An 11,980-nucleotide genomic window follows, 5' to 3' on the forward strand; every position below is an offset into this window, starting at 1 on the left:
AGAGTTTTTATGTATATTGTGGTGGCTACGGTTAATTAAGGCTAAATTTGGGTAGACCAGATGTGGTAGCATTTAGCATGAATTCGCAGTTTGTATTCCAGATATTGCCATCTTTTATATCCATAATATACTCTAAATTATTCAAAACTAATATGAGCAAAAGGCTGCTTCTCGCGTACGCTTATTGATTTCCATCAGGTACGGTCAGCTAGTATACTCGTTAATTGTCGGCACCTTTGAAACTCTTCAGTTTGAAATTCACAACTGATTGCTCACAGTTCTGTCGTTGGATTCGCCAGATCGATTATTTCTGGAACGTGAATCAGATAGACTTTAGATCCCGTCCTGAGCATGTAGTTCGCTCGAGCATCGCGATCGTAATATGGTGATAAAACACACTCACCAGACCATTGATAGAGATCTGCGCTACCCTTCCCGGCATCTTCCCGAACCTCGATCACGTCGGAAAAACTCTCGTCTGAGACTACCTTCCGGACTGTCTCATCACTAACAGTCTCATTCTCTAGCCGCTCGTTTATTCTATCCTGTAGCGTCCTCTGAGTTTGCCAGCTGATTCCCCCGTCGTACTTCGCCCGGAGTAATTCTTCTAGAACGTGAATCCGTTTTCCATTGTTATCAAAATCGTGAATAGTTATCTGTGAAGTCGAGATCCACTCCGGGATCGCTTGTGTGTTCACATAGACTGATGTGGGTCGTCCTCGTGCCTGCTTGGTCCGTCCAAAACGAAGGATCGCTTGGAACACTTGGCCATGTGTGAGGTGTCGATAAATCTCTTCGCCGAACCCAGTAAACCCGTCCAACGAACCGGAATTGCCATCTCCAGTGCGTTCTGGCTCGGTTACCTCACCACACAACGCGGCCCACTGCTTGACAACATCGTCCCCCGGAAACGGCGATCCGGACACGAATCCAACGGATTCGTTCTTGAACAGGTTTGAGCTCAGTACCTTCGCATAGTTCCGGGCGAAATAGCCCTCTAGGTCCGTCTCTGTCTCTTGATCATCTACCTCGATTACGCACTTTTTCAACCAAGACTCAGAGGCGTAGTTGTCTAGGGCTCTTTTCCGTGATATGATCGGAAAACGCTGCTCCTCCAAAGAACGAACCGTGAACATTCGCTGCCGATCTCTAGAAGATGTCTTGCCTGAGGAATAGTGGTTCATTCCCTCTGTCATCTGTGTGATCTTGAACCCTAGTCCCTCGGAGAGATATCGATCGAGTTCTTTGCGCTCAATCACCCGTGATAGCGTGAAATCGCACCCAAGAACTGCTTCCCAGAGTCGCTGGACCGGGAGTGCGTCAAGGGCAATAACTTGCTCTGCGTGACTTAGATCGGGTGGAGTAAGTACGAGTATCTCGCCGGAGTTACGATCCCTCACGCAGCGCACGTTGGGATCTACACCACAGGCTTCCCAAAGGTCTGGATCGTGAGCCAGTTCGATACCCGCCCCAACTTTCTCCATAATCAACAGAGCACAGGTGAGTAGTGCGGCGTATTGGTGAGAGTTGTTGTACGGGTGGGGTGTGATCGTGACCTGCTCTATTGAGGTGCTCTTTTTTGCGCCATTCTGCTTGAACCACTCAATAGTCGTTTTCCAAGAGTCACCCTTCTCAACTCGTGCTTCGATGAGATCCGTGAGATCGGACAGTGGGATATCGTCAACGGCCTCGAGAAAGGCTCCAATAATATTGTGTGGGATGTTTCGTCTTTCTCCCGACTTCGTTCTCTGTGGAAATCGGGTCAGAAAGGGGTTGATGTTGAACTCGTCGAACACCACCGTTCGCCCCTGTAGATACCGAGGAACGTGTGCATGCTGATGATTTCCGATGAGTAGGTCGATCTGATCAGCGTTCTCTTTGAGCCTATCTCGCTTTGTGAGATACGGACAGGTGGACCACGGACTTTGACACGGCGTGTTGACCGTACTCCAAGGCTTGTAATGAATCTCTTCTCCGCTCAGGCCCTTCTGATAGAGCTTCCGTGCCTTTTCTGCTTCTCCGTCGTTCTCGTCAGCAAATGTAGGGCAGTCTCGGTACGGACTGGGAATTACCATCGCGTCGATCCCCCCGGCTTTCTCCGCTTCTTCGATCGCCTGAGCGTAAAGGTCTCGACGGGCGGTTAGGTAGAGTATCTTTTGTCCGTCTTCTGCGGCGAGCCGGACTGAATTGTATGTTTTTCCGCTTGCCGGAGGTGCTTCAACTAGGACGGGGTTCTCTCGATCACAAGCATCAACAATCGTCTCAGTAGTCCTACTTCGGACGGCGTCCTGCATATCTCGTCTTACCTAGTCGGTCACCAGAAACGAGATATAACTCCTCGGTGGTGGCTCTCAGATCCGATAACATGAGTGTTGATTTCATTTTGTTTAAACAGAACTCGTACCGAGCGAGTTCACATGTAATAGTAATAGTGGTAAGGGAACGCCCCGTCCGGAAGGTTCTGCGCCATCGGTTCTGCAAGAATGTCGCTAACGGCGTCAGCAATTCCGACCGTCACAGGGAGTTTCTTACAGAAGTCAGAGCTGTTCCAATCGAGTTTCGAGAATGAGAGTATCTCTTCACATATTTTCCGGTATGAGGTAGCGTTCACCTCTTCATGAGGACGGACGACGATTGGGTTTGGTGTCCCAGGCTCAGCATATGCGGAAATCTCTGGGATGAATCCCTTCGTATAGAGATAATATTCACTCTTTCCCGGTGGCAGCGCAACTGTACCTCTCAGAGGCGGGTATTGCGTATTGCTGAAGAGGCGAATTGGGTGATGCTCTCGGATGGTAATGAAGTCTCGCTGTCTCACGTCTGCGGAGCCAGATTTGAATCCTTCTGTCTCCTGCTTCCAGAAGTTGGAGGACTTGTGAATCACCAACCGGTCAGGACGATCCTGCCTTCGGTCGCCGTACCGCTGTAAGATGGTTTGGATTAGTAGCTCGGCATCTCCAGCTGACAAATGTGTCCGTCCCGTATCGGCATCGCTGGCGATGTCGGTGACCGGGTCACCACGGATGACGAAATTCTCTCCGGTCTCCATGAACACCTGCGCGATCGACGCTCTGGTGTCCGGATCCGTTCCGCGCTCATCGTAGAAGGATATGCCAGCGTAGCAGGTGTTCGATTTTAATTCAGTGAGCTTCCATGGTCGTCCTCTTCGAGCCTTGTAGAGTAGACCTACTGCGAGATTCCACGCTACCTCCCGGCGTGGTTGGACATCCTCTCCACGGAGGGTCTTGGGGCCGATCAACTGAGTTGGGGTCTGATTCAGCATCCCCAAGAGCTTGATGCGGCTTCTGAAGTCGGTGTCGGCCGTCCGAATGGTATCTGCTTTCTTGCCCCCTGTGAACAGCTCAGCGAGGTTTTCCGGGATGCTTACAATGATCACGTCCGGACTCGGGGTTGTCGAGCAGACACTCTCTATCTGGTACTTGATATAATCCAGTGCCATCTCAACACGCTCGGCATCATCGCGGACGTCGCTCAGTGAGTCGATGTCATCATATTCTATTTCGCCCCGCCACATCGGACGCTGATCGAACGACATCTTGAGCTCAGAGTTAGGGCCAAGTCCTGGGAACGGCTGATTCCACCGCTGTCGGTCGTCTCCCTCGGGGAGGATCCCATACCGCATGTCCTCAAGCAGGTCTCGCATCGCCGAGATAGACCAGCTATCACCAATCAGTCCGACTCGTACCACCTCATGATTAGAGCCGTCACGCGGTGGGCACGGCCCGTACTTTAGTAGTCCGCTCCGCGGATCCTTCGCCGTATTGTCACCGGCGAAGACGAGCTCCGGCTCCGAGAGGTAGTCCACTCTGAACCCAGACATCAGTACGCGTCCACACCTCGTTGCATGAGAAGTTCTCGCTCGGTTCCGTCTTTCGGAGGCCGCACGCGAAGCTCTAACCCATCTTCGTGCTCGAACTCTAGTCGTTGGGTGTCATCCTCTATATCTGTCTCCTCAAGCGGTGGTGATTCATCCATTCCAAGGTATGCGCGCCACTGTCGGAATTGTGCCTTCAGATTATTTGGACGGTAATGGCCGCTACTTTGGAGTTTGTCATGGAGTTTGCTGGCGGTGTCGCCTTTTAGGATATCGGTCCCCCGACCGGACCGGGAGAACATCCATCCAGTGTCGATGAAGACGTAGAATTGCTCCTTATATTGCTTGACAACCGGTACCGCGTAGCGATGGGCGGTATATGCGCCCCAATCTATCGCAACGTCCCATCCCTCGACCCTCGTCTTTGCCGGAGAATCGTCGTCTTCGCTAGATATCTCGCCTTCGTGTTTGAAGAGCAGGCGATTCTCGTACTGGTGGCGAACCATTCTACAACCTTCGTACCCGTCGACTGCGCGTCGTCGTATCTCGCGGTTGAACAATCGCTTCGCAACATTGGGAGCTGCATCTTCGCTCTCTAGCCAGCTGCCGAACGGTCGGCTCTGAACAGACTCTCCATCGATGAACGGACGGAGCGAGTCAGGTATCTCTTCCATTGGAATCAGGCTGTAGAACAGGCCTGACTCGACCCAGATGGGTAGGTACCGAGGATTATCGACGTAGATGTCCTCAGGATGGTCTGCGAGGTTTTCACCGATGTAGATTGATTCTGGTAGCCCACTAATACGGAGGAAGTTAGCGACGAGAGTCTCAGTTTCTCGCGAGGGTGAGTTCTCTCGAGTGTAGAAGTCCCATTTAGAACGATTCACAGACCGCTCATCCTCTGCCATCTGTCCGAGACGGTTCCAGCTGGCGCGGTGGACGAAGACATCGGCAAGAAACCACTCGAAATCTTCTACTCCAAGGTTTTGGAGGGCTGCTTCCTCGGCGTCATTCAGCTTCTGCCTCTCTCTCAGGGTATCGAAGTAGTCTTTGATGTACTCCGGGCTGTTCGTTCTGGGATCGAATATTCGCTCCCACTTGTCAAAGGCTTGGAGATACGATGCGTAAATGTGGTATTCGAATCCTCCGCCCTGCTCACAATAGTCGATGAAGACGCGAGCTAGTTCAGTGAGGAAGTCGTCATCCAGTCGGGACAGTTTGGTTCCCTTGGCCTCCACCCGCACAAATTTCTTGATGTCGTCACCTACCTTCTCGCCGCTGAGATAGTAGAAACCCTCGTCGACAGTAACCGCAGCCAAGTCTTCGGTCGTACTGTGATGATTCGATCGTCGTTCGATGCTGTATCCACGAGCCCGGAGGTATTCTTCAATCGCCTGCTTATACTTCTCACCCTTGTCCCCACTGGCCTCGCTCGTTCCTTCGTGATTGTATATCGGCATTTAGTTATTAGATGTCCGTACTCTTTGATAGATAGTGTTTGTCATACACCCACAGCATAATAAAAGCCTGATTCTTATACTATGTTGACGAATCGATGCAAGGAAAACTGAGTGTGGGTGAGGTGGTGTCACTTCTCTTCGACGAACACAGGTACGACAGTCCCCTCTCCCGAAAAGCGGTTCATAAGCTGCTCTATTTCGTTAAAGATGAATTAGACAGTGAGCAGGTTACGACAGACATCCCGACCTTCTGGTATATGTATGGCACAATGACGGCGACGGTCAATACCGGCGTTCACACCGGAGGCGAGCCAAACGAAGATCCGGTAACTTGCGACGTCGCTGCTGCTGACATCGACAAACCAGAGGGGACGATTCGACGGGGACGTCAAGCGGCAAGCCGGGCCCTTGAACGGTACTACGACCTTGGGCTTGAGGGACTCACCGACCAGATGTACGACGATGCGCCATACGAAATACAGCGACACTACCGGCGTCTGGATAAGCAGTTGGGTACTGCAGACTCGGCCCAGATGACGCTCTCCTTCGACCAGAATGCTGGACCGACGAGAGAGACGCTGTACGATTTCATTGAGGATTTCCCAACTGACTCCTTCCCCGACTACGAGGACGACCTTCACATCTGGTACCGATTGATGAGCGCTGAATTAGATTCATCGGAGTATAACCCTAAAGAGGCTAAAAAGTATTCTAAGGTCTTCTGGCGGCTATTCTGCTTGGAGCTAGCGGTTCGTGAGAATGACGGTCTAACACGTATACAGATTGAGGGTGAATTAAACCTCGACAGCATTGATGAAGCTAAGAGACAACTTCGCTCTCAACTCCGTAGCTGGGAGCGTGACAAGGCGGAGGCGAACGCTCGAGACAACAGAACCTCGAGAAGAGCTGCAGATGCACTTATTTTACCTTTCATTGATTTCGAGGTGACTGGATAGGTCTATGGTGCGCTATTTCCTTGACACCGGCCCACTCGTCGGGGTAACATTCCTTCACGACTTATGGCGGGACGAAGCCAAACGACTCTTCGAGACAGACAACTCACTCTCGACAAGTCGGGCGGTGATTTACGAGTACTGTAACAGCACCTCGAAGAACTCACTCGAGTCGGAAGAGGTGAGCTGGGAGGCTGATGAGGGGAGATTCGGCGATAAGCTTTCGAAAATTCGGGCTGCGCAAACCAACTTAGGAATTAAACTTCGAAGTTACGCTGATGAGGAACTTGATTTGGAAACGCTCGTTGACGAGTTTATCGCTGTCACTCGCATTGAAGAAAACGTTTATCCTCAGCGTCTGATCCGGGAGATTATTCGCCCCAATGTTCGGAGCTTTCTCCGAGACGAGATCGACGACCAGCAAGTGACCTGTAGAGTGGCGCGTGAGGCAATGGATGCGCTCTGCGACACCATCATTGCCGATGCACTTGAGATGCGAGATTTACTTCAAAATCGGGTTATGTGGGGGCCGACGAATGAATGGGCTGAGGAGGATAGGAACCGACGTCTCTCGTTTGTTGATGGGAATATTGACAGAGTGATTCTATGCGATGCAAATCACCAGCGCAACAGAAACATCATCGGAAAAATTGTGACCTCGGACAAGTCACACATGTACGGAAATCGCGACCGGATCAAGGCTGTGCTAGGGCTTCCGGTCGTATATGTCAAAGACGAATTTGCTGACCCCGACCTACCTACCGGCGACTGAAACTGTCGTTAAGTGGTGACCTAGCTCGCCTATTTAATCTAACAACAGCTCGTCGACAGGTTACGATATCAGTCCGCATACCTTTTCGTCACGGTCGAATGTAGTAACGGAGCGAAGCAGTACAGTTGCCATTGTCATGCCTATCCATCCGAGTGATTTTCACTGTTTGAAAGGAGTCCAATAGTACTCTCGCACAATGACATAGATTTTAGTAACTGGAGAGATTATGTCAAAATAATGGTTACTGTCACTGAATTCGCGGAATATAATTGTCTCACCGGCTCAGATGACCAATCAGTAGAAGAGATTGTACACTTTGATAAGTCGGAATTAGAGGGAGTTGATGTCTCTGACAGTAAGAATGACTTGGACCAGAGTGACATCCTGTCACGGCTAACGGGAACTCTATCAAGGCTGAAGTCTAAGCAGTTCCATACGGCGGAAAACTCACGAGCCCGCATTCATACGCTCGAATCAGTCACTACCGATGGTGTGGAATCCGATGACGACACAGAAGAGACCAGCACACACCCACTGAAACAGGTATATGACAGTGATTCATTTGCGGATGCTGCCGAGTCACTGGCAACCCAATATTCTGAAACCAATTTCGCGTTAGATGCAGTACTGTTCTTTTTTCGTTTCGAGTCACAGAGCGTTGACGAGGACCGAATCGCTGTCATTCAGGAGATCCATCTCTCAGATGCCTACCGACCGAGCGCAGATGAAATCCTTGACCCAGCGGAACAAGTAGTCCGGCAGCGCATGGAGAAAGGGTTGGTATATCCAGCACGTGCACTCCAGGAACCAAACGACGAAGACACAGAGGAAGAAATCTACCTCAATAAGGATCGCACAGCCGTCTATCAACGGAGCCACGCGAATTATTGGAGTACGTTTGCTCAATTGGAAAAGGAATTAAAAGCAAATGAAATTCTATGGAAAGGCGATAGTGACGACGAAAGGGCAGACGATGCAGGTAGACTGGACGAGGTGAAACAAGCCCGAGACGACGTGTCCGAACTTCAGCCTGTGGACGAACTCCCTGACGTATACACTGACCTGTCTGATCTTGAAGTCACGATCACCCCGGACGGTGAGAAGTCTGTCTCCGGATTCACAATTGAGCAACTCGTAGAAAGGGATGGAATCAATATAGTCTGTGACAGCGGTGGTCGGCACCATATTATTATCACCAAAGGCCGTCCTGAAATCCGCCATGTGAATGAAAGCGACACGCTTGAAACTGATAACGAAGATATCGACTTGTTCCCCGAGATCGACGCGTACGACTCGCCAGATGACGTTCCGGGGCTCGCAGACGAAAACAGCCAATAATGGATTCTACAGCGGTTAGATTTCTCGAAGAAACCCCTTCATATCTCGACACAGAGACGGACGCAATCATACGAGTTGAGGCTGAATCCGAACTGACCCCCAGGGTAGAAGACTTTCTTGAAGACTTGGCCGTAACCTGTGCGGCATATCCATCTTGGTTCGACCCTGGCGGAACAATCGAAGCAACTCAATCCAACATCGAACTTGAACTTGGAACTAATGGCATTAGAATCCGTTCGTCAAATGGACTCCCTGGCGATCCAGTACGGTATCAGGATTTCTCAGGTGGTTCAGAAGATCAGGATCGCGTTTCGTCGCTCGTTGATGACTTTACCGACGTAATTGGTAGTGACGAATCTATCAACATCCACTACGAATTAGCAAAACAAAATCTTAGTCGCTCGGTTGTGGACTCTCACGACATTGCTGCTTCAGTCCATGTCTGGACTGCCAAAGATGTCTTAGCTGATTGGTTAGAAGATACAAACCCGGAACACATCGAAGACCAGTATGTCGATCCACAACAACCGCTCTTACTGTTTATCGGGAGTGATGACATTGAGTTCGAACCTGATCCCTCCTGGATTGCCCTCGCACCTCTATCAGCGGTAGACAACGTTTGTGACGAGTACACCCAACCGACCAACCCAATTGTTGAAACAGTAAATTACACTAATCAATGGACAGACGAGAAATTCGAGCAGTCTCAGCACTCATTATTATTTAATTCCGCACAGATCCGAGAACTATTCGACACCACATTTTTACACACAGCATTCAGGACTCTATCAGACGAATCTCCCATCCAGCAAAACCCTCACAAATGGACGTACACTATCTCAAACCAAGATCCACCACTCACATCAGATGTTGATTATTCCGAGTATGCGTTACAGTCAGAGAATCTAACAGAAATATACCATATTATTTCTGGATTTCACACAGTTCCAACAAAGAATCTACAAAGATACTGGTTACAGGCTATCTCTCGGAGCTGTAACTCACATAAAAAAATCCCATACAATCGCGATCAAATTGAGAAATATTTCAAAATATTTGAAGATGGCGTACTACAAGACACATTAGCTGAAGCAACTGAAACAGCTGACAAACTACACGAATTAGTTAGCACACTCCAAAAGGATCTGACTGATTCTACACAGTCAGTTACCAATCAGGTTAAAACGATTATTTATGGACTTGTTGCAGCTGTTATTACTAACACATTTCTGGTCATCCGGTGGGGAGATATCAGCCAGACCTTGCCGTTCTCTCTCTTTATTATCTCGATCGGCTTACTCGCCTATCTCCCAATCACGGCCGCACAACTAAGAGATACAGACAAAAATATCAGTCAAAGCATCTCGAACTTCCGATCAACATATATGAGAATATACAACATCTCACAGGCAGGACTCAACGAGTACGAATTTGCAGATGGAGAGCAACTACTCACACACAAAAAAATCCGTGATAGCCTCCAAGGAGGGTTCTGTGGGTCACAGAGCCTACTGAAAGAACTCAAATGGGTTTGTTCATCAACAGATACTGACAGAGTCTCACTTCCAACAGACGCTGATCATATCGGTCAAAAAAACGCAGCTGTAACTAATACTCAAAATCGCATCACTTGGTCAATCAAATACCTTCACCGACTCTACGTAATCCTTGCACTCAGTTGGATAGTTATTGCTGGCTTCTCACTCACCGTATATACCCCATCAACTGCCCCTTATATCGGCACTACTTTATCTACTATACCAGCTCTTGTACTCCTTATTCGAGACTCAAGACTGAATTCAAGTACAGTCCCCTTCGCCCGTAACATCATTACAATTCTATTTACAATATTATTATTAATAGTTATATTTAATATTGTCATAGATTACGGACTGATGGTGCGTATATTGTGAATCCTCCGGGCAACGTGTTCGAATCTATTTTCCTGAATTCATAGATGAATTGTGCTGTGGTATAGTTTTTAGGAGTCTAATATTTGCTAGTTCAGATCACACTATAGAAAATTCTGAACAGAAACGGTGCGGAAGACATTATTAGTTGCTTATGATTCGAGCGCGGCGACAGTATCGTTGATCGTATAGAGACGTAAGTCGGCACGCTCGGTGGCAACATCGCGGATGCTGTCCGTAAACCCGCTCCGAGAGAACAGCGCGTATTCGACGGTTCGCGTGCCACCGCCCGAGGGCTGCCATCGGAGTTCCTCGACGTGCGCCTCTAGTGACGCCAGCGCGCTGTAGTCGAGTGGCGATTCCTGATACTTGCACTCACCGACGACGAGCGTGTCCTCGTCAGTGAGCCCGACGACGTCGATCTCGTGGTCCTGATACCACCACTGCCCAACGTCGACGATCGGCGTCTCGTCGTACAGCGTCCACAGGGCCTCACAGCACAGTTGCTCGAAAGCGGGAGCGACGAAATCGGCCAGCTCCGGTTCGACGAGTCGTTCGTAGGCCTCGTCGCCGAACTGGTCGTAGCGATCCGAACTCCCGTACAGGAACCGGAACCAGAACCGGAACAAGGGGTCACGCAGCCGATACTGACTTCGCTTGGATCGCTCCGGCTTCTCGGTCACCGGCACGTGCCGTTCGATGAGTCGAAGCCGTGAGAGTCGGTCCAAATACGTCGATAGCTGGTTGTAGTCGATACCGGTCACGCCAGCGATTTCGTTGCGGCCGGTTGCCCCGCCGGCGATCGCTTCGAGGATCGAGAAGTAGCGCGTCGGCTCCGTCAATTCCATCCGGAGGACGTGCTCCGGCTCGTTGCGGAGTGACCCGTGACGAGTCAACACCGTCTGTTGGATATTCTCGCCGAGCGATCGATCCGCGTCGAGTTCTTCGAGATAGTAGGGAACGCCTCCGAACACACTCCACGCGCGAACGTCCTCGTCTGCCGTCGCATCGTCCGGGAGAAACTCCGTTGTGGCGTCGAACGAGAGTTCACGGATGTCCAGTGTGAGGGACGTTCGCCCATATAGCGGACTATCTCCGAGCAGCGTCGCTTCCTCCATCATGCTGATCGACGACCCGACGAGAACGAACGTCGTCTCCGACTCGTCGAACTCGTGATCGAACAGCGCCTGTAACACGGACGGGAGGCTCTCGTCCTGTTCGATCAGGTATGGAAACTCGTCGAGGACGACGATCGCATCCTGATCGGCCAGATACCGGAACAGGCGCTCCCAGTCGGGACGGATATCCTCGATACCGGGAACCGTGTCAGCCGCGGCCTCGACGAACTGTTCCAGCTGGAGCTCCCGCGTCTTCTGTCGTGCCTGATAGAAGACCGTGTTCTCCCGTCCCTCAAGCGCTTTTTTGACGAGTCTCGTCTTTCCCAGGCGTCGCCGCCCATATACGACAGCGAGATCTGCGTTCTCTGAGTCGAACAGGTTGTGAAGCCGATCTAGTTCCTCCGATCGGTTCACGAAGTCTGTCATAGCACTGATTTAGAGGGTATCAGATAAAAATATTCTGAATAATCATATTCTAGAATATCATATCTGGGAGTATCTGTGATCGAGGATTCTATTAAATCAAGATTAGAACAGATTCGGGCCAACCAGATACAGTGCCAATCATATTAGAAATTCTATCTTTCGTCTCAA

Annotated in this window: 8 protein-coding genes; 4 read left to right on the plus strand and 4 right to left on the minus strand. The window is 50.2% G+C overall.

The window, feature by feature from the left end:
- Positions 1-272: 272 nt before the first annotated feature.
- The 3 genes from QOL69_RS08580 to QOL69_RS08590 form a co-directional block, all read right to left on the minus strand.
- On the minus strand, positions 273-2,294 hold the full coding sequence (locus QOL69_RS08580) for an ATP-dependent DNA helicase (RefSeq protein ID WP_283402848.1): 2,022 nt from the start codon (positions 2,292-2,294) through the stop codon (positions 273-275).
- A 119-nt stretch (positions 2,295-2,413) separates the two neighbouring features.
- The gene (locus QOL69_RS08585; RefSeq protein ID WP_283402849.1) at positions 2,414-3,841 is read right to left on the minus strand and encodes an argonaute/piwi family protein; all 1,428 of its coding nucleotides are present in this window, start codon (positions 3,839-3,841) and stop codon (positions 2,414-2,416) included.
- Positions 3,841-5,295, minus strand: a complete 1,455-nt coding sequence (locus QOL69_RS08590) for a hypothetical protein (protein ID WP_283402850.1) — start codon at positions 5,293-5,295, stop codon at positions 3,841-3,843. Before QOL69_RS08590 ends, QOL69_RS08585 begins: the two co-directional genes overlap by 1 nt.
- 95 nt (positions 5,296-5,390) lie before the next feature.
- Between QOL69_RS08590 and QOL69_RS08595 the strand changes: the two genes are divergently transcribed.
- The 4 genes from QOL69_RS08595 (at position 5,391) to QOL69_RS08610 (ending at position 10,271) form a co-directional block, all read left to right on the plus strand.
- Complete coding sequence (locus QOL69_RS08595; protein WP_283402851.1) at positions 5,391-6,251, plus strand: hypothetical protein; 861 nt, start codon at positions 5,391-5,393, stop codon at positions 6,249-6,251.
- A 4-nt stretch (positions 6,252-6,255) separates the two neighbouring features.
- The gene (locus QOL69_RS08600; RefSeq protein WP_283402852.1) at positions 6,256-7,020 is read left to right on the plus strand and encodes a hypothetical protein; all 765 of its coding nucleotides are present in this window, start codon (positions 6,256-6,258) and stop codon (positions 7,018-7,020) included.
- A 492-nt stretch (positions 7,021-7,512) separates the two neighbouring features.
- Positions 7,513-8,358, plus strand: a complete 846-nt coding sequence (locus tag QOL69_RS08605; protein ID WP_283402853.1) for a hypothetical protein — start codon at positions 7,513-7,515, stop codon at positions 8,356-8,358.
- Positions 8,358-10,271 (plus strand): hypothetical protein, encoded by a 1,914-nt coding sequence (locus QOL69_RS08610; RefSeq protein ID WP_283402854.1) that lies wholly within the window; start codon positions 8,358-8,360, stop codon positions 10,269-10,271. Before QOL69_RS08605 ends, QOL69_RS08610 begins: the two co-directional genes overlap by 1 nt.
- 149 nt (positions 10,272-10,420) lie before the next feature.
- On the opposite strand, the gene QOL69_RS08615 is transcribed toward QOL69_RS08610, so the two are convergent.
- Positions 10,421-11,812 carry an ATP-binding protein gene (locus QOL69_RS08615; RefSeq protein ID WP_283402855.1) on the minus strand — a complete coding sequence of 464 codons (1,392 nt, stop codon included), beginning with the start codon at positions 11,810-11,812 and terminating at the stop codon, positions 10,421-10,423.
- Positions 11,813-11,980 lie beyond the last annotated feature (168 nt).

The sequence above is a fragment of the Halorubrum sp. DM2 genome (assembly GCF_901686465.1).
GTDB lineage: Archaea > Halobacteriota > Halobacteria > Halobacteriales > Haloferacaceae > Halorubrum.